13 protein-coding genes and 1 pseudogene are annotated in these 18,369 nt (G+C 72.4%); 12 read left to right on the forward strand and 2 right to left on the reverse strand.

What is annotated here, in order from left to right:
• Positions 1-56 precede the first annotated feature (56 nt).
• Positions 57-3,770, forward strand: a complete 3,714-nt coding sequence (locus OG933_RS26175; RefSeq protein ID WP_405629141.1) for a glycosyltransferase — start codon at positions 57-59, stop codon at positions 3,768-3,770.
• A complete protein-coding gene (locus OG933_RS26180) occupies positions 3,767-5,290 on the forward strand; it encodes a DUF5719 family protein (RefSeq protein WP_405629142.1) in 1,524 nt (507 codons plus the stop codon). The genes OG933_RS26175 and OG933_RS26180 overlap by 4 nt, the downstream gene beginning before the upstream one ends.
• 64 nt (positions 5,291-5,354) lie before the next feature.
• On the opposite strand, the gene OG933_RS26185 is transcribed toward OG933_RS26180, so the two are convergent.
• Positions 5,355-5,735, reverse strand: a complete 381-nt coding sequence (locus OG933_RS26185; RefSeq protein WP_171397645.1) for a metallopeptidase family protein — start codon at positions 5,733-5,735, stop codon at positions 5,355-5,357.
• A 363-nt stretch (positions 5,736-6,098) separates the two neighbouring features.
• On the opposite strand from OG933_RS26185, the gene OG933_RS26190 reads away from it, so the two are divergent.
• The 9 genes and pseudogenes from OG933_RS26190 (at position 6,099) to OG933_RS26230 (ending at position 16,081) form a co-directional block, all read left to right on the forward strand.
• Positions 6,099-6,518 carry a DUF3499 domain-containing protein gene (locus tag OG933_RS26190; RefSeq protein WP_020128555.1) on the forward strand — a complete coding sequence of 140 codons (420 nt, stop codon included), beginning with the start codon at positions 6,099-6,101 and terminating at the stop codon, positions 6,516-6,518.
• A 246-nt stretch (positions 6,519-6,764) separates the two neighbouring features.
• Positions 6,765-7,772: pseudogene (locus OG933_RS26195) on the forward strand (L-lactate permease); the annotation flags it as partial.
• A 131-nt stretch (positions 7,773-7,903) separates the two neighbouring features.
• Entirely contained in the window at positions 7,904-9,268 is a 1,365-nt protein-coding gene (locus tag OG933_RS26200) for a phosphomannomutase/phosphoglucomutase (protein ID WP_405629144.1), read from the forward strand.
• A 293-nt stretch (positions 9,269-9,561) separates the two neighbouring features.
• Positions 9,562-9,732: a Trm112 family protein gene (locus OG933_RS26205; RefSeq protein ID WP_079073636.1), complete on the forward strand. Its 171-nt coding sequence runs from the start codon at positions 9,562-9,564 to the stop codon at positions 9,730-9,732.
• A 173-nt stretch (positions 9,733-9,905) separates the two neighbouring features.
• The gene (locus OG933_RS26210; RefSeq protein ID WP_362523882.1) at positions 9,906-11,039 is read left to right on the forward strand and encodes an SIS domain-containing protein; all 1,134 of its coding nucleotides are present in this window, start codon (positions 9,906-9,908) and stop codon (positions 11,037-11,039) included.
• Between the two features lie 159 nt (positions 11,040-11,198).
• On the forward strand, positions 11,199-12,350 hold the full coding sequence (gene manA, locus OG933_RS26215) for a mannose-6-phosphate isomerase, class I (RefSeq protein ID WP_405629146.1): 1,152 nt from the start codon (positions 11,199-11,201) through the stop codon (positions 12,348-12,350).
• A 135-nt stretch (positions 12,351-12,485) separates the two neighbouring features.
• Positions 12,486-13,466 (forward strand): cation diffusion facilitator family transporter, encoded by a 981-nt coding sequence (locus OG933_RS26220; protein WP_405629147.1) that lies wholly within the window; start codon positions 12,486-12,488, stop codon positions 13,464-13,466.
• A 349-nt stretch (positions 13,467-13,815) separates the two neighbouring features.
• A complete protein-coding gene (gene ahcY / locus OG933_RS26225; protein ID WP_405629149.1) occupies positions 13,816-15,273 on the forward strand; it encodes an adenosylhomocysteinase in 1,458 nt (485 codons plus the stop codon).
• A 193-nt stretch (positions 15,274-15,466) separates the two neighbouring features.
• Positions 15,467-16,081 carry a hypothetical protein gene (locus OG933_RS26230; RefSeq protein ID WP_362523890.1) on the forward strand — a complete coding sequence of 205 codons (615 nt, stop codon included), beginning with the start codon at positions 15,467-15,469 and terminating at the stop codon, positions 16,079-16,081.
• A 17-nt stretch (positions 16,082-16,098) separates the two neighbouring features.
• On the opposite strand, the gene OG933_RS26235 is transcribed toward OG933_RS26230, so the two are convergent.
• Positions 16,099-17,163: an RDD family protein gene (locus tag OG933_RS26235; RefSeq protein WP_405629150.1), complete on the reverse strand. Its 1,065-nt coding sequence runs from the start codon at positions 17,161-17,163 to the stop codon at positions 16,099-16,101.
• Positions 17,164-17,293: 130 nt separating this feature from the next.
• Between OG933_RS26235 and OG933_RS26240 the strand changes: the two genes are divergently transcribed.
• The gene (locus tag OG933_RS26240) at positions 17,294-18,301 is read left to right on the forward strand and encodes a stage II sporulation protein M (protein WP_362523892.1); all 1,008 of its coding nucleotides are present in this window, start codon (positions 17,294-17,296) and stop codon (positions 18,299-18,301) included.
• The last annotated feature ends 68 nt before the right edge of the window (positions 18,302-18,369 follow it).

An 18,369-nucleotide genomic window follows, 5' to 3' on the forward strand; every position in this document is an offset into this window, starting at 1 on the left:
CGCACCACACGGCGCAGGCGTCCACCGCAGTCCACCGAACCGGGGCCCGTACCTCGATGTCCGTGCACAGCCACACGGCAGCCCATCAAGACCGCGCTGCCACACCTGAGTTCCCGCGTCATGTAGTGACCGCGGTGATCGTCGCCCATGACGGTGCCCGCTGGCTGCCCGACGCGCTCGCCGGGCTGCTCGGCCAGGAGCGCCCCGTCCAGTCCGTCATGGCCGCCGACACCGGCAGCTCGGACGACTCCGCGCGCCTGGTCACCGAGGCCCTCGGCGACGACCGCGTCCTGCACCTAGCCCGGCGCACCGGGTTCGGCCAGGCAGTGGAGGAGGCCAACCGGACGGCCCCGGTCCTCACCCCCGAGGAACTGCCGTACCTGAAGCGCCCCAGCGGCTGGGACCCCGTCACGCGCACCTGGCGCGACGACACCTACGACCTGCCGGAGCTCCCGCACGGAGAGCCCGTCCAGTGGCTGTGGCTGCTGCACGACGACTGCGCCCCGGAACCGGACGCCCTGGCCGAACTGCTGCGCGTGGTCGACAACGAGCTCGAACTGGGCCGGGACGACGTCGCGGTCGTCGGCCCCAAGCTCCGCGGCTGGTACGACCGCCGCCAGCTCCTCGAGGTCGGCGTCACCATCGCCCACTCCGGCCGCCGCTGGACCGGCCTGGACCGCCGCGAACAGGACCAGGGCCAGCACGACCACGTCCGGTCCGTGCTGTCCGTGTCCACCGCCGGCATGCTGATCCGCCGCGACGTCTTCGAGCAGCTCGGCGGCTTCGACCGCCGCCTGCCCCTGATGCGCGACGACGTCGACCTGTGCTGGCGCGCGCAGGCCGCCGGCCACCGCGTCCTCATCGCCCCCGAGGCCGTCGTACGGCACGCCGAGGCCGCCTCCCGCGAGCGCCGCACCGTCGACTGCGCGGGCCGCACCAGCGCCTCCCCGCACAAGGTCGACAAGGCCGGCGCCGTCTACACCCTCCTCGTCAACAGCCGCACCGCCCTGCTGCCCTGGATCCTGGTGCGCCTGGTCGTCGGCACCCTGCTGCGGACCGTCGCCTACCTCGTCGGCAAGGTCCCCGGACAGGCCGTCGACGAGATCCGCGGCCTGCTGGGCACCCTGCTTCGACCCGAGCGGATCATCGCCGGGCGGCGCAGGCGCGGAAAGCCGGCGGTCGACAAGGATGAGCTGCGCCCCCTGTTCCCGCCACCCGGCGCGACAGTGCGGGCCACCGTCGAACAGGTCGCCGGCGACTTCTTCGGCTCCTCCGACCCCGACGCCGTGTCCGGCGCAGGCCGGCACGGCGGCGCCGTCGAGTCCGGACCCGGCGGCGACGACGCCGACTTCCTGGAGGTCGAGCAGTTCGCCCGCCTCAAGCGCATCGCGCGCAAGCCCGGCCCGGTGCTCTTCCTGATCCTGCTGCTCGTCTCGCTGGTCGCCTGCCGCAACCTCCTCGGCGGTGGCGCGCTCGCGGGCGGCGCCCTGCTGCCCGCCCCGGCCGACGCCTCCGAGCTGTGGTCGCGCTACCTCGACGCCTGGCATCCGATCGGCGCGGGCGGCACCCCGTCCGCCCCGCCCTATCTCGCGATCGTCGCGACGCTGGCCACCCTGCTGTTCGGCTCGACCGGACTCGCCCTCACCGTGCTGCTCGTCTGCTCGGTGCCGCTGGCCGGCCTCGCCGCCTACTTCGCCTCCCGGCCGCTCGTCGAGTCACGCCTCCTGCGCGCCTGGGCGGCCGTCGTCTACGCCTTCCTGCCCGCCGCCACCGGCGCCCTCGCCGGCGGCCGGGTCGGCACCGCGGTCCTGGCCGTCCTGCTGCCGCTCATCGCCCGCGCGGGCGTCGCCGCGAGCGGCCTGACGCACGCGTCCGGTGCCCGCGGCAGCTGGCGCGCCACCTGGGCGTACGCGCTGCTGCTGACGATCACCACCGCGTTCACGCCGATCGTCTGGCCCCTCGCGCTCGTCCTCGGCATCGCGGTCCTCGCCGTCCGCCGCCGCGAGATCACCGCCTACGGCCTGCGCTTCCTGGCCCAGCTGGGCACCCCCCTGCTGATCCTCGCGCCCTGGTCGCTGTCCCTGCTGCCGTTCGGCTTCTTCACCCAGGCCGGCGTCGACTACGGCGCGTCGACCGCCACCGCGCTCGACCTGCTCGGCGCCAGCCCCGGCGGCCCCGGCACCGTCGACGGCCTGATGCTCATCGGCATCGTGCTGGCCGCGCTGGCCGCGCTGCTGCGCTCCGAGCGCCACTTCGGCGTCTGGGCGGCCTGGGCGGTCGCCCTCGTGGGCCTCGTCTTCGCGATCCTGTCCAACAGCTCCACCTGGGCCGGGCCCGCCACCCTCGTCTACGGCATCGCCCTCCTCGCCGCCGCCGTCATCGGCGCCGACGGGGCACGCACGCGTGTCGCCGAGCAGAGCTTCGGCTGGCGCCAGCCGGTGGCCGCCCTCATCGCCTTCGCCTCGGCCGCCGGCCCGCTGCTGGTCGCCGCCGGCTGGATGATCGGCGGCGCCGACGGCCCCCTGGAGCGCCGCGACCCCGTACAGGTGCCCGCGTTCGTCGCCGAGGAGGCCGGCAACCGCGACCAGGCCCGCACCCTCGTCCTCGACAGCGACTCCGCCGCCCACGTCGCCTACATGCTGGTCCGCGGCTCCGGCGCCCGCCTCGGCGACGCCGAACTCGCCGCGGCCGACGGCGAGAACAAGCAGCTCGACAAGGTCGTCGCCAATCTCGTCGCCGGCTCCGGCGCCGACCAGGCCGACCAGCTCGGCAAGTTCGCCGTGGGCTACGTCCTCGTCCACAAGGGCGCGCCCCGCGACGTCACCCGCGTCCTGGACGCCACACCCGGCCTGAAGCGGCTCAGCCAGCAGAACGGCAGCGCCCTGTGGCGGATCGACCAGGAGGTCTCCCGCGCGGCCGTCGTCGCCGACTCCGGCAAGGGCACCGCGACCCCGGTCGCCGCCGGCCCCGTCGACATCCACACCACCGTCCCCGACGGCTCCGGCAGCCGCGTCCTGCGCCTGGCCGACACCGCCGCCGAAGGCTGGACGGCCACCCTCGACGGCAAGCCCCTCACTCCCACCACCGTCGACGGCTGGGCCCAGGGCTTCGAACTCCCGGCCACCGGCGGGAAGCTGGACGTCACCTACGACGACCCCTTCACCCACACCGCCTGGCTGTGGGCGCAGGGCTTCCTCGCTCTCGTCCTCGTCGTCCTCGCCCTTCCCGGCCGCCGCCGCGACGTCGACGACGACCTTCCCGAGGAGGAGCCGATCCCGGCCCAGGCGGTCGACGGCGAGGGCCGCCGCGCCCGCCGCCTGCGCGCCCAGGCCGAGGCCGAGGCCGAAGAGCCCGGCCACCAAGAGGAGTTCCCGTCGCCTCCGCAGGGGGAGACCCCGGTCGCGGTCCCCCCGCAGCAGTCGTACGACATGGGAGTCCCCGCGGACGGCCAGGGCGGGGACTGGGGCGGGGACCCGGCGAGCTACGCGAACGCCGAGTACGGCGGTTACGCGGGCGAGCAGTACCAGGGCACCCAGCAGTACCCGGCGGGCGGCTACGACCAGCAGGCCTACGACCCCTACCAGGCCGGCCAGTACGACCCGTACGCCTACGACGGCCAGGCCCAGCAGACGCCGTACGACCAGACCTACCCGCAGCAGCAGGGCTACGACCCGTCGGCCTACGACCAGGGCGGCTACGACCCCGCCTACGACCCGGACCGGCACCCCCACGGCAACGGCAGCGAGCGCCCCGACGGGAGCCAGCAGTGAACCGCACCACCCTGTCCCTGATCGCCGGCACGGCCGCGCTCGCCGCGGTCACCGGGTTCGCCACGCTCAACCAGCCGGACGCGGCCACCGCCGACACCGCGCAGGCGGCCGCCGAACTGCCCGTGGAGCGCACGAGCCTGCTCTGCCCCTCGCCCAGCACGTCCGACCTCGCCGACACGTCGTACACGTCCTTCACGCCCGTCACCATGGGCACGGACGGCGACGGCACGGCCGAACTCGTGGCAGCCACCGCGGAGTCGGCGGCCGCGACGACCGACAAGGCGACCGACAAGGCGAGCGACAAGGCGAGCGACAAGAAGAAGGCGACGAAGCCCGTCGTCACGCCCAAGGCACCCGGCACCCCGGCCGTCGGCGAGACCTCCGGCGGCGAGACGCCCGCGCTGCTCGGCACCGCCGAGGGGAAGTTCGCGCCCGGCTGGACCGTCCAACAGACCACCGAGGTCACCGCAGGCAGCGGCCGCGGCCTCCAGGGCGTCACCTGCACCGCGCCGGACACGGAGTTCTGGTTCCCGGGCGTCAGTACCGTCGCCGACCGCACGGACTACGTCCACCTCACCAATCCGGACGACTCCGCCGCCGTCGCCGACATCGAGCTCTACGGCAAGGACGGCGCCCTCCAGACCACGGTGGGGGAGGGCATCACGATCCCGGCGCACTCCAGCGAGCCGATCCTGCTGTCCACGCTCACCGGCGAGAAGCAGGAGGACCTCACCGTCCACGTCAACGTCCGCAGCGGCCGCGTGGGGGCCGCCGTCCAGGCCCTGGACGAGAAGCTCGGCGGGGACTGGCTGGCCGCCTCCACCGACCCGGCGGGCACCCAGGTCGTCCCGGGCATCCCCAAGGACGCCACGGCCGTCCGCCTCATCGCCTACGCGCCGGGTGACGCGGACGCCGACCTGAAAGTCCAACTCGCCTCCCCCTCGGGCCTGATCACCCCCGCCGGACACGAGACGCTGCACGTCAAGGCGGGCATGACGGCCTCGGTCGACCTGGGTGACGTCACGCGCGGGGAAGCGGGCTCGCTGGTCCTGACCCCGACGGACCAGTCGGTGCCCGTCGTCGCGGCCGTACGGGTCCTGCGCGGCAAGGGCGACCGGCAGGAGTCGGCGTTCATCACCGCCACCGCCCCGGTCGGCACGCGCGCGTCCGCCGCCGGCAACAGCGCCAAGGGCTCCACCCTCTCCCTGACCGCCCCCAAGGGCACCGCCAAGGTCAAGGTCACCGCGTCCGCGGGCAGCGGCGGCGGCACGGCCGCGTCCCGGACCTACACGGTCAAGGCCGGCACCACGCAGGAGGTCGAACTTCCCGTACCGGCCGGCCTGAAGGGCACCTACGCGCTGACCGTGGAACCCCTCACGGACACCCCGGTCTACGCCTCCCGCACCCTGACGGCCACCACGGAGGGCGTCCCGGGCTTCACGATCCAGACCCTGCCGGACGACCGCGGCACGGTGGCCGTCCCGGAGGCCGACGAGGACGTCGCGGTGCTGCAGCAGTAACCCGAAAGGGCTGTCGGGGTACCCCGGAAGAGGGGCGGGGGAGACGGGCCCGGGGCGACGGGGTTCAGTCCTCGCCGTAGCGCGGATCCACCGTCTCCGGAGTCAGCCCCAGCAGCTCCGCGACCTGCTCGACGACCACCTCGTGCACCAACGCGGCCCGCTCGTCGCGCCCCTTGGTGCGGATCTCGACCGGCCGCCGGTACACGACGACCCGCGCCCGCCCTCCCTCACGCGCGGGGATCGTCCCGCCCAGCGGTACCGCCTCGTCGTTCCACGGCTCCGGGGCCGCGTCCAGACGCGGCACCTCCAGCACCATGAAGTCGATGTCGGCGAGCTGCGGCCACCGCCGCTCCAGCCGTTCCACGGAGTCCTGCACAAGATCCGCGAACACATCGGCACGGCTGGCGGCCAACGGAACCTGGGGCGGCGCGATCGGCCCCCGCATGCCCCGGCCGTGGCGGTCGCGACGACGGGGTCCGGGGCCTGCGGCGGGGGGCGGTACGGGGCTGTCCATCACTACTGAAGCGTAGTCCCCGCCGCGACCCGGTGCCCGGCCCCACACGGCAGCCCGGCCGCCACCGGCCACCGTGCCCCGCATGTCGCGGGATGACCATTCCAGCCAAGGTTGGGCTCGATTCCGCATCTCTCCGAGACCGGCGAACTCATCGCAATTGATGCCGTTTGTGTCGAGTGGTGACCACGAGCCGAAGCCTTCGTGTGTTCAGGGACTGGTGTTCGCGCAGGTCAGCGGGGTATGACTGGAGAGGCGCGTGGGGCGTTTCACAACACGACACGGTGGAGTGACCTGGTGGAGAGTCGTCGCGGCCCGCTCAAGAGTGCGGTACCGTCCAACGTCGTGAGCCCTGTACGTCGCTGTTCGCGAACTGCCTGCGGCCGACCCGCCGTCGCGACGCTGACGTACGTCTACGCCGACTCGACCGCGGTCCTCGGCCCGCTCGCGACCTACGCCGAACCCCACTGCTACGACCTGTGCGCCGAGCATTCCGAGCGCCTCACCGCCCCGCGCGGCTGGGAGGTCGTCCGACTCCTCGACGGTTCGGCTCCCGCGCGCCCCAGTGGTGACGACCTGGAAGCGCTTGCCAACGCCGTCCGTGAGGCGGCCCGCCCGCAGGGACGCGCGGCCGGGGCCGGCGGCGGCCGCGCGATCGACCCGATGGAGGTCGCACGCCGCGGCCACCTGCGGGTGTTGCGCTCGCCGGACAACTGAGCCGGTTTCCTCCCCTCGTCCGCACGGACCGCCGCACACCCATTGACGCGCCGTTGTCGCGGACCCGACCATTCCGTTCAGCCGAAGAACGAGAAACCGCTTTCCGCATGACGGAACCGCGCCCGGAAACGTGACCGGCAGGACGGCCGGACGCGCCCGCCCTCGCGACCGCCGGTGTGACCGGAAGCGCGGGACCGCGAGAGCGACCGGAGAAGCGACCGGAAACGTGATCGGGGTCGGGGGACGGTGTACCGGACGACCGTCCACACGCGGCACTTCGACGTCCTGCGCCGCTCCTTCGGGCGCCTCTCCGACGACCCGCGCATCCAGGCCCTCGTCGTCGCCCAGTTCGCCGCCGCCAACTACGCCTCCGCGCAACTCGCCTACATCGGCGCCGCCTTGGCGGGCGCCGCGGCCCTGGCCGCCGTACCGCACACGCGCGTGCCCGCCCCCGAAGCGGTACGCGCGTCGGTACTGACGGGCACCCGCAGCGAGGAGTTGGACGAACGGGACCCGCGCGCCGAGGTCGTGCGCGCCTGCACCCCCTGCGCACTGATCGTCGTGATCTTCTCCGTGGCCCGGATCCCGGCGGTCAAGGACCGGCTCGCGCAGACCACCCGGGCCTACGACTGGCCCTTCCTCAACGTGGTGGACCCGGACGGGAATCCGGTCGGCGGCAACCTCTTCACCTGGCCGGTCGTCGCGACGGGCGGCACCCTCGTCCTGCTGGCCGGGATCGGCACCGCGGCCGTACTCGGCGTCCACGCGCGCGTGGCGCTCAGGGAATGGGCCGCGACGGTGCACGAGTTGAGGTACGCGATCCTCACGGTGACCTCCGTCCTGGCCCTCGCCTACGTCATGAACCTCTCCGGACAGGCCGCCACGATCGGCCACTTCGTGGCGGCGGCCGGCGCGGGCCTCGTCTTCCTCTCTCCGGTGCCGGGCTGGTTCGGCGTCGCCGTCTCCGGCTCGGACACCTCCGCCAACGCGCTCTTCGGCGCCCTCCAGGTCACTGCGGCCCGCGAGTCCGGTCTGTCCCCGGAGCTGCCGGCCGCCGCCAACAGCTCCGGCGGCGTCCTCGGCAAGATGATCTCGCCGCAGAACCTCACCATCGCCTGCGCCGCCGTCGGCCTCGCGGGCCGGGAGGGCGACCTGCTGCGCAAGGTGCTCCCGTGGAGCCTCGGACTGCTCCTGGTGATGTGCCTGATCGTGGTCGGGCAGAGCTCACCCGTGCTGGACTGGATGCTGCCGTAGCGGCCCCACCTCGGACGACGGCGGAGCATGGCGGCACGGTTACGTCTGTGGGTCCACTCGGCGGCCCCACCGCGGGCGGCGAACCGGCCCGGGTAGTTTGTGGTGACCTACAGACTCCAGGAAGGCTGGCCGTGGCTGCTGATCTGTCACAGATCGTGAAGGCGTACGACGTGCGCGGGGTGGTCCCGGACCAGTGGGACGATTCGCTGGCCGAGCTGTTCGGTGCGGCCTTCGCCCGGGTGACCGGCGCCGAGGCGATCGTCGTCGGCCACGACATGCGCCCCTCCTCGCCCGCCCTGACCGGCGCCTTCGCGCGCGGGGCGGCGGCCCTCGGCGTACACGTCACCGAGATCGGCCTCTGCTCGACGGACCAGCTGTACTACGCCTCGGGCGCACTCGACCTGCCCGGCGCCATGTTCACGGCCTCGCACAACCCGGCCCAGTACAACGGCATCAAGCTGTGCCGCGCGGGCGCCGCCCCGATCGGCCAGGACACGGGCCTGACGGAGATCCGCGAAACGGTGGAACGGTGGACGGACTCGGGCGCCCCCGCGCCGGCCCCGACCCCGGGAACCATCACCACCGCCGACACGTTGAAGGACTACGCGGCGCACCTGCGCGCACTCGTCGACCTGACCTCCGTCCGCCCCTTGAAGGTCGTGGTCGACGCGGGCAACGGCATGGGCGGCCACACCGTCCCCACGGTCTTCGACGGCCTGCCCCTGACGCTCGTCCCCATGTACTTCGAACTGGACGGCACCTTCCCGAACCACGAGGCCAACCCGCTGGACCCGGCGAATCTCGTGGACCTCCAAAAGCGCGTCCGCGAGGAGTCCGCCGACCTCGGCCTCGCCTTCGACGGCGACGCCGACCGCTGCTTCGTCGTCGACGAGCGGGGCGAGCCGGTTTCGCCGTCCGCGATCACGGCCCTGGTGGCCGCCCGCGAGCTGGCCCGCAACGGCGGCCAGGGCATGATCATCCACAACCTGATCACCTCGTGGAGCGTCCCGGAGGTGGTGAAGGAGAACGGCGGCACCCCCGTCCGCACCCGCGTCGGCCACTCCTTCATCAAGGCGGAGATGGCCCGCTCCGGCGCGATCTTCGGCGGCGAGCACTCCGCGCACTACTACTTCAAGGACTTCTGGAACGCCGACACGGGCATGCTGGCCGGCCTGCACGTCCTCGCGGCCCTCGGCGGCCAGGACGGCCCGCTCTCCTCCCTGGTCGCGGAGTACGACCGCTACACCGGCTCCGGCGAGATCAACTCCACGGTCGCCGACCAGGCCGACCGCATCGCCGCGATCAAGGCGGCCTACGGCGACCGCGAGGACGTCACCCTGGACGAACTCGACGGCTTGACCGTCACCTCCACCGACTGGTGGTTCAACGTCCGCCCCTCCAACACGGAGCCGCTCCTCCGCCTCAACGCGGAAGCGCGCGACGAAGCGACGATGGCCAAGATCCGCGACGAGGCACTGACCATCATCCGAGCCTGAAGGCCTCGCGGGCCTCGCGGGCGCCGCAGAGGTTCGAGGGGGCGGCACTCGGCAGGGGTGGCAAAGGGCAAAGGCGGGCGAAGTATCCAGAGGGTCGAAGGGGCGAAGCCCCTGGGGGGTGGGAACGGGCAAGGGCGTCGGGGGCGAACCCTCGACGCCCCCGACGCGCCGACCACCAGCCCCGTCCCACGCGCGCCCCCTCCCACCCCACCCCGTCCCGCCCAACCCCCACGCCCCCACCCCACCAGCGGTACCCTGACCAGGCACATCCGCACACCCCGAAGGGACACCCCATGCCGCTCGAAGCCGGCCTCCTGGAGATCCTCGCCTGCCCCGCCTGTCACTCCCCCCTGGAGGAGCAGGACACGGAGCTGATCTGCACGGGCCAGGACTGCGGCCTGGCATACCCCGTCCGGGACGGCATCCCCGTCCTCCTCGTCGACGAGGCCCGCCGCCCCGCGTAACGGCGCGCCGCGCGACCGCACCCCGCGCCGCCCCCGGCCCGCTGCCGTCCTCGGCCCGAGCACCCCGGCGCCCGGCCGCGCACGGTGCCGAGCACCACGCCTCCCGGGCGACGCCCCGCCATAACCCCGGCCCCGCAAACCGACGACGCCCCAGGCGATCGGAGACTGCCGACATGCTCGACGACTCGCTGCTCGACACGCCGGAGGCCCTGGCCGAGGCCGATCACCGGGCCCTCCTGCGCGGCGCGGCCGAAGCCGGCGCCCGCGTCCGCACCGCCGCCCGGTACGCGGCCGAGGCCGGCGTCCACGACCTCCAACCGGACGGCCGCCCCCGCGCGATCCTCATCGCGGGCCCCGGCGCGGCGGCCACCTGCGTCGCCGACCTCCTCGGTACGCTCGCCGGCGCCGCCTGCCCCGTCATCCGCCTGACACCCACCGGCGTCGCCCCCGCCGCAGGCGCCCTGCGCTGGGAACTCCCCGGCTGGGCGGGCTCCGTGGACCTTCTCCTCATCGCCACCCCCGACGGCAGCGAGCCCGGCCTCTCCCTCCTCGCCGAACAGGCCTACCGCCGCGGCTGCACGGTCGCCGCCGTGGCCCCCGCCGACTCCCCGCTCACCGAAGCGGCCGGCGCCGCCCACGGACTGTTCGTGCCGCTCGCGACCGCACCGTACGAACAGGACGAGGGAGTACCGGACGCGGCCTCCGCCCCCGGAATCCTCTGGGCCCTCCTGACCCCCCTCCTCGCCCTCCTCGACCGCGTCGCCCTGCTCTCCGCCACGCCCGAGGAGCTCGAACGGGTCGCCGACCGGCTCGACCAGGTCGCCGAACGCTGCGGCCCCGCCGTCGCGACCTACAGCAACCCGGCGAAGACCCTGGCCGGAGAACTCGCCGACTCCCTCCCGGTGATCTGGACCGAAGGCGCCTCGGCCGGCCCCGCGGGCCGCCGCTTCGCCGCCGCCCTCGCCGAACTCGCCGGCCGTCCCGCCCTGGTGGCCGAACTCCCCCAGGCCCTCGCCGAACACAACGCGATCCTCGCCGGCCCCCTCGCCGCCAGCGCCGACCCGGACGACTTCTTCCGCGACCGCGTCGAGGAAGCGCCCGCACTGCACGCGCGCGTGGTGCTGCTGCGCGACCGTCCGATCGGCGGCCTCACCGCCGCCTCGGCCGCCCGTGAACTGGCCCTCAGCCACGACACGCCGATCAGCGAACTCGAGCCCGAAGCAGGCGACGAACTCGTCACCCTCGCCGAACTGATCGCCACCACGGATTTCGCCGCCGTCTACCTGGCCCTCGCCTCAGGAGCCTGACCCGACCCCGACCGTCACCCAAGAAACACCGGACACAGACGGCGGACAGCAGCAGACGGCGGACGACAGACGGCTGACGACAGACAACAGACGGCTGACGACGCGCGACAAACGGCAGAAGACCGACAGACCGGCAGACCGGCAGGCAGAGAGAACCGCATGGACCGCCTCGACAACACCATCCGCCCCTACGCCTGGGGTTCCCCCACCGCGATCCCGCACCTGCTCGGCACCGAGCCGACCGGCGAACCGCAGGCCGAGATGTGGATGGGCGCCCACCCGGGCGCACCCTCACGCACCGACCGAGGCACCCTCGTCGAGATCATCGAGGCTGATCCGCAACAGGAACTCGGCGCGGCGACGGTCACCAAGTTCGGCCCCCGCCTCCCCTTCCTCCTCAAGATCCTCGCCGCCGGCGCCCCCCTCTCCCTCCAGGTCCACCCCGACCTGGAACAGGCCAAAGAGGGATACGAGGACGAGGAGCGCCGCGGCATCCCCGTCGACGCACCGCACCGCAACTACAAGGACGCCAACCACAAGCCCGAACTCATCTGCGCCCTCACCGAGTTCGACGGCCTGTGCGGCTTCCGCGCCCCCTCGCAGGCGGCCGACCTCCTGGACGGCCTCGGCGTCGACTCCCTCAAGCCGTACGTCGACCTCCTGCACGCCCAGCCCGAGGAAGCCGCCCTGCGCGAGGTCCTCACCGCGATCCTCACCGCCGACCGCGAGGAGATGGCCCACACCGTCGCCCAGGCAGCGGCCGCCTGCGACCGCCTCGGCGGCGACTACGCCCCCTACGCCGGCATCGCCCACCACTACCCCGGCGACCCCGGCGTCATCGCCGCGATGCTGCTGAACCACGTCCGACTCCAGCCGGGCGAGGCCCTGTTCCTCGGCGCCGGCATCCCGCACGCCTACCTCGACGGCCTCGGCGTCGAGATCATGGCCAACTCCGACAACGTCCTGCGCTGCGGCCTCACCCCCAAGCACGTCGACGTCCCCGAACTCCTGCGCATCGTCCGCTTCGAGTCCGCGGACCCCGGCGTCCTGCGCCCCGAAGCCGCCCCGGACGGCGAAGAGGTCTACGACACCCCCATCGACGAGTTCCGCCTGTCGCGCCACGTCCTCTCGCCGGGGGGCACCGCCCACGACCTCACCCTCCCCACCCCGCAGATCCTGCTCTGCACCGCGGGCACCGTCCGAGCGGGCGACCACGCGCTGACGCCCGGCACGTCTGTCTTCGTCCCCGCGGGGCACAAGGCCGAAGTGGCCGGGGCGGGTACGGTCTTCCGGGCCACGGTCGTCGTATGACTCCCGTCGTGACGACCTGACGCACCGCTGCCGAACAGGGCTGCAAGAATGGCCCCCCGGCAAAGGACGGGCAAAGCCGAAGTCGGCCCCGCCCTGTACGGCGTACGCACGTAGGCGAAGGGACAACGCGAAAACATGAGCGCGTCAGGCGGCACCAAGGCGATCGTGGCGGCACTGGGGGCCAACCTCGCGATCGCGGCATCGAAGTTCGTGGCGTTCGCGTTCAGCGGCTCGTCGTCGATGCTCGCCGAAGGCGTGCACTCGCTCGCCGACTCCGGCAACCAGGCCCTGCTCCTCGTGGGAGGCAAGAAGGCCCAGCGCGAGGCCACCCCGCAACACCCCTTCGGCTACGGCCGCGAGCGCTACATCTACGCCTTCCTCGTCTCCATCGTCCTCTTCTCGGTCGGCGGCATGTTCGCCATCTACGAGGGCTACGAGAAGATCAAGCACCCGCACCAGATCGAGCACTGGTACTGGCCCGTCGGAGTCCTCGTCTTCGCGATCATCGCCGAGGGCTTCTCCTTCCGCACGGCCATCAGGGAGTCCAACCCCCTGCGGGGCGAACACTCCTGGACGGAGTTCGTCCGCCGCGCCAAGGCCCCCGAACTCCCGGTCGTCCTCCTGGAGGACCTCGGCGCCCTCGTCGGCCTGATCCTCGCGCTCGGCGGCGTCGGCCTCGCGCTGCTCACCGACGACGGCGTCTGGGACGGCATCGGCACGCTCTGCATCGGCGTCCTCCTCGTCCTCATCGCGCTCGTTCTGGCCGCCGAGACCAAGTCCCTCCTGCTCGGCGAGGCCGCGACCGCCGAAGACGTCCGGAAGATCGAGGCGGCGGTCGTCGACGGCGAATCCGTCACCCACGTCATCCACATGCGCACCCTCCACCTCGGCCCCGAGGAACTCCTGGTCGCCGCCAAGATCGCCGTCCAGCACGACGACACGGCCTCCCAGGTCGCCACCGCCATCAACGCCGCCGAGGCCCGCATCCGCACCGCGGTCCCCATCGCCCGCGTCATCTACCTCGAGCCCGACATCTACAGCGAGGCCGAGGCCGCCAAGGGCTCCGACCGCGAGGCGACCCCGGGCGGCCCCGCCCAGCACCCCACCGAGCACTGACCCGCACCACCCCGGCAGGGCCCGCCCCACACCAGGCGGGCCCTGTCGCCGTTCCACCCCTCATCTCCTTCGGCCCACTCCATTTCCGATCGTGATCGGCTCGATCTGATCGGAGATGGACTGGGGCCGCCCCGCCACTCCGGTGTAGCTTGGAACGGAAGCCAGACGTCGCTGCTGATGGCGGTCGGGCGGTCCCACTGCGGACCGTCCGAGGGAGAGAGGGCCTCCGACGGACTGCGCTGCGCGCACGCGGGCATGCCCGTGCCCTTCATCGGGCACCCCTGTGTCCGCCGCCGCGCAGACCAGCCGTACCCACTCTCTCGACCAAAACCCCGAGGAGCAGCTCACCATGACGACTGTCGACAACCGACAGGACTTCAAGGTCGCCGATCTCTCCCTGGCCGCCTTCGGCCGCAAGGAGATCACCCTGGCCGAGCACGAGATGCCCGGCCTGATGGCGATCCGTAAGGAATTCGCCGCCACCCAGCCGCTGGCCGGCGCCCGGATCATGGGCTCGCTGCACATGACCGTGCAGACCGCCGTCCTGATCGAGACCCTGGTCGCCCTGGGCGCCGAGGTCCGCTGGGTGTCCTGCAACATCTTCTCCACCCAGGACCACGCGGCCGCCGCGGTCGCGGTGGGCCCGAACGGCACGCCCGACGACCCGCGGGGTGTTCCGGTCTTCGCCTGGAAGGGCGAGACGCTGGAGGAGTACTGGTGGTGCACGGAGCAGGCCCTGACCTGGCCGAACAGCCCCACCGGCGGCCCGAACATGATCCTCGACGACGGCGGTGACGCCACGCTCCTGGTCCACAAGGGCGTGGAGTACGAGAAGGCCGGCAAGGTCCCCCCGGCCGACACGGCCGACAACGACGAGCACCGGGTCGTCCTCGAGCTCCTGAACCGCACCATCACCGAGGGCTCCCGGAAGTGGACGCAGCTCGCGTCGGAGATCCGTGGTGTCACCGAGGAGACCACGACGGGTGTCCACCGCCTGTACGAGATGCACCGGGACGGCAGCCTGCTGTTCCCGGCGATCAACGTCAACGACGCGGTCACCAAGTCGAAGTTCGACAACAAGTACGGCTGCCGGCACTCCCTGATCGACGGCATCAACCGCGCCACCGATGTCCTGATCGGCGGCAAGACCGCGGTCGTCTTCGGTTACGGCGACGTCGGCAAGGGCTGCGCGGAGTCGCTGCGCGGGCAGGGTGCCCGGGTCATTGTGACCGAGATCGACCCGATCTGCGCGCTCCAGGCGGCGATGGACGGCTACCAGGTGACCACGCTCGACGAGGTCGTCGAGACGGCCGACATCTTCGTCACCACCACCGGCAACAAGGACATCATCATGGCCGCCGACATGGCCCGGATGAAGCACCAGGCGATCGTCGGGAACATCGGTCACTTCGACAACGAGATCGACATGGCCGGCCTGGCGAAGATCGAGGGCATCGTCAAGGACGAGGTCAAGCCGCAGGTCCACACCTGGAAGTTCCCCGACGGCAAGGTCCTCATCGTGCTGTCGGAGGGCCGCCTGCTGAACCTGGGCAACGCCACCGGTCACCCGTCGTTCGTGATGTCCAACTCCTTCGCGGACCAGACCCTGGCCCAGATCGAGCTGTTCACCAAGCCCGACGAGTACCCGGTCGACGTCTACGTGCTGCCCAAGCACCTCGACGAGAAGGTCGCCCGCCTCCACCTGGACGCACTCGGCGTCAAGCTGACCACCCTGCGTCCCGAGCAGGCCTCGTACATCGGTGTCGAGGTCGAGGGTCCCTACAAGTCGGACCACTACCGCTACTGAGTCCGCAACTCACCCGCTGAAAGCGCGTCCGTGCACTGACGCGCTTCTCAGCACCAGGTAGGTCCTCCGAGGCAGGCCCCCGCACCCCCGTGCCGGGGGCCTGCCCCTTCGGCCCACGGCCGGACCGGCCGTCAGCCTGCCTGGCCGACCCGTCGAGACGGACCCGACCGGCCCGTCACACCCCAGGACCCCGATGCCCCGCGGCCGATATTCGCTCCACGATCCGCACGATCACACCCCCCTCGCGCACGAGCACTTCCAATGCGCCCCCGGCCCCTCCGGCTGGCGCTACGTCTCTCAGCTGACCACCCCCACCGGCGAACACACCGGCTCCGTCGACCTCACCCTCGACGCTCTCGGCCGCCCCCTCCGCCTCGAACTCCACGCGAGCAGCTGGCAGGTCCGCGGCGCAGCCCTCGACGGCGTCACCTGGGTCCGTACCGACCCCACGGGCACTCAGGCCACGGAAGGCAATGTCCCCGCCCACGCCTTCACCGGCACATCCCCCGCATTCCTCATCGCCACCAGCCGGCTCCTACGCCTCACCCCCTCTTCCTCGGCAACCCGAGTACGCCTCGTGGCCTTCACCGATCCGGTCCTCGCCCCGCGCACCGTGGACCAGTCCTGGTCCTTGCTGGGAAGAGAAACACACGCCACTGACAACGGCCCACTGACCGTGGACGAATACCAGGTCACAGCCCTGGACACCGGCGAACAGCACGCGGTGCACATCGCCGGGGACGTCGTCCTCGCAGCCCCCGGCATCGAACTGGAAGACCTCGAAACACCCCCGTCGACCTTCGACTGAAGCCACCCCGGCCGGCGCTAGGCCGGCGGCGCGAACCCAGTGGCCGAGCCCTGCGACGGTTCGTCGGGCGACTTCTCCACAGGCGGCCCCCCGGGCCGTCCCTCATCCGCCGACGGAACCCCAGGAGCCCCGGCAGACGGCTGCCCCGCAGCAGGCCCGTACGCCACAGGCGGCCCGTACGGCGGCGCGTAAGGCACCGGCGGTGTCGGCGCGTACGGCGTGGACGGCCCGTATGGAGCGGGCGGTCCATACGGCGTGGGCGGTCCGTAGGCCCCCGGCGCACCGCCCGCACCTCCGGCCCCACCCTGACCCGCGGGCCATCCCGCCATCGGACCGCTCCCGAAGGCCCGCCGTGCCTCCCGGACCTGCCGCTCCTGCACCACCGCCGCCAGATAGGCGGCCGCCGGCACCCCTTGCGGTACCGGCGTCCCCGTACGCGCGGCGAGATCTCCGGCCAGCCGCTCCGCCATGGCCCAGCCGACCTGCGGATCCAGCTGGTTCATCCGCCCCAGGTACTGGCGGACCGCCAGCCACAACCCGTCCGGCACCGACGAAAGATCGACCGCCTGGAAACGACCCGCCAGCCAAGGCGGAGGCGGCGCCACGAAACCGGACCGCGCCACCGGCACCCGCTCCCGCACCACCAGCGTCCCGGCGAAGACATCCCCGAGCCGCCGCCCCCGCGCCGACACGAGCGAGGCGATACAGGCCACCACCCCGATCGTCAGCAGAATCTCCACGACACCGAGCGCGCCCCGCACCAACGCGTGCCGGAACCGGATCGGCCCACCGTCGTCCCGCACCACCCGCAGCCCACACGCCATCTTCCCGAGCGACCGCCCGTGGCTGAGCGTCTCCACCGCGATCGGCCCGCCCACCAGCAACAGCAGAAACGTCGCGATCGACAGCGCGATCTGAGCCGCCTCGTCCAGGGAGGCGGTCGCCGCCACCAGAGCGATGCTCACGACGACGTAGACCACGAAGGCCACGGTCAGGTCCAACAAGGTGGCCAACGCTCGGCTGGGCAGCCTGGCAGGCCGCAGCTCCAACGCCACGGCCTCACCCGTCACCAGCTCACTCACGCCCGTCGTCCCTTCCCTGGCCCGCCCCGAGAACGGCCAGTCTGCCAAGCTGAGGGCACATCGCGCCGCAGTACGACAAGCTGACATCCATCACCGGCCGCCGACGAACAGCCGAGGAGCAGGCACACCGATGGACCTCGACGTCTTCGTCTCCGCCCACCGAGCCGAATGGGACCGTCTCGACGCCCTCCTGCGCCGCCAGCGCAGTCTCACCGGCGCCGAGACCGACGAACTCGTCATCCTCTATCAGCGCACCGCCACCCACCTGTCCCTGATCCAGTCCAGCGCGCCCGACCCACAGCTCACCGGCCGGCTCACCCAACTCGTGGCACGCGCGCGTAGCGCGGTGACAGGAACCCGTCGCGCCTCTTGGCGCGACGTGACGCGCTTCCTCACGCAGGGCTTTCCCGCCGCGGTCTACAGGTCACGCCACTGGTGGGTGCCCACGGCGCTCCTGTCCACCGCCGTCGCCGTCCTCCTGGGCTGGTGGATCGGCACCCACCCCGAAGTCCAGTCCTCCATAGCGGCCCCCGACGAACTGCGCGAGCTCACCCGTCCCGGCGGCCTGTACGAGACGTACTACTCGAGCCACCAGGCCGCGGCGTTCGCCGCCCAGGTCTGGACGAACAACGCCCAGGCCGCCGCGATGTGCCTGGTCCTGGGCGTCTTCCTGGGGCTGCCGGTCCTGTGGATCCTCTTCCAGAACATGCTCAACCTCGGCATCGGGGCCGGCCTCATGTCCTCGGCGGGCCGGCTCGACACCTTCCTCGGCCTCGTCCTCCCGCATGGTCTGCTCGAGCTGACCGCGGTCTTCGTCGCGGCCGGCACCGGCCTCCGCCTGGGCTGGACGGTCATCGACCCGGGCCCACGCACCCGGCGCACCGCCCTCGCAGAAGAGGGCCGAGCCGCGGTCGGCATGGCGATCGGCCTCGCCCTGGTCCTCTTCGTCTCCGGCGCCATCGAAGGCTTCGTCACCCCATCGGGCCTACCGACATGGGCCCGCATCACCATCGGCATCACAGCCGAGCTGGCCTTCCTCGCATACGTCTACGTCCTGGGCGGCAGAGCCGCCCGGGCCGGGCAGACGGGCGACCTCGAGGCCGCCGAGCGCAGCGCCGAGGTGCCGACCGCCGCCTGATGTGCGGAGGGCCCCGCGGGCCTGCTAGTCTCCTCTTCGCCCTACAAAAGCCGTTGACACGGAGCGCG

The sequence above is a fragment of the Streptomyces sp. NBC_00016 genome, assembly GCF_045040885.1.
Lineage (GTDB): Bacteria > Actinomycetota > Actinomycetes > Streptomycetales > Streptomycetaceae > Streptomyces > Streptomyces coriariae.

Bases quoted from the DNA above. Each gene is read 5' to 3' on its own strand.
- OG933_RS26175 (WP_405629141.1), top strand. From the start codon at position 57: ATGTCCGTGCACAGCCACACGGCAGCCCATCAAGACCGCGCTGCCACA.
- OG933_RS26185 (WP_171397645.1), bottom strand. From the start codon at position 5,735: ATGCGGGGGCCGATCGCGCCGCCCCAGGTTCCGTTGGCCGCCAGCCGT.
- OG933_RS26205 (WP_079073636.1), top strand. From the start codon at position 9,562: ATGCCGCTCGAAGCCGGCCTCCTGGAGATCCTCGCCTGCCCCGCCTGT.
- OG933_RS26210 (WP_362523882.1), top strand. From the start codon at position 9,906: ATGCTCGACGACTCGCTGCTCGACACGCCGGAGGCCCTGGCCGAGGCC.
- manA (WP_405629146.1), top strand. From the start codon at position 11,199: ATGGACCGCCTCGACAACACCATCCGCCCCTACGCCTGGGGTTCCCCC.
- OG933_RS26220 (WP_405629147.1), top strand. From the start codon at position 12,486: ATGAGCGCGTCAGGCGGCACCAAGGCGATCGTGGCGGCACTGGGGGCC.
- ahcY (WP_405629149.1), top strand. From the start codon at position 13,816: ATGACGACTGTCGACAACCGACAGGACTTCAAGGTCGCCGATCTCTCC.
- OG933_RS26230 (WP_362523890.1), top strand. From the start codon at position 15,467: ATGCCCCGCGGCCGATATTCGCTCCACGATCCGCACGATCACACCCCC.
- OG933_RS26240 (WP_362523892.1), top strand. From the start codon at position 17,294: ATGGACCTCGACGTCTTCGTCTCCGCCCACCGAGCCGAATGGGACCGT.